At 63.0% G+C, this 273-nt stretch carries 1 pseudogene; it reads left to right on the top strand.

The window, feature by feature from the left end:
• Positions 1–273: pseudogene (locus AACY45_RS28985) on the top strand (hypothetical protein); the annotation flags it as partial.

Genomic DNA, 273 nt, shown 5'->3' with positions numbered 1-273 from the left:
TGATGCCGCAGGCCCAGCGCACACTGACCGAGGACATGCTGCGCAAGCGCAGCCACTTGGCGTATCTGCAGGCCAACCCGCACACCGACGCCTACGTGCAACGGGCCCAACTCAATCGAGCCGAGGTGCTGCAACGCCAAATTGCCGCCCTGGAAGAAAAAGGCATCACCCCCGAGGTCGAGGAGCGTCTGGGAGGCCTCAAGCCAAGCGACATCCCGGAACTGGGCAAGCCGAAAGACGGCGCAGAGGAAGAACTCAAACCCTACACCCTGC

Source organism: Pseudomonas sp. RA_35y_Pfl2_P32 (assembly GCF_963970735.1).
In the GTDB taxonomy this organism is placed as follows: Bacteria; Pseudomonadota; Gammaproteobacteria; order Pseudomonadales; family Pseudomonadaceae; genus Aquipseudomonas.
Note: the sequence above shows the minus strand (reverse complement) of the source record. Positions and strands in the feature narration are given on the sequence as shown.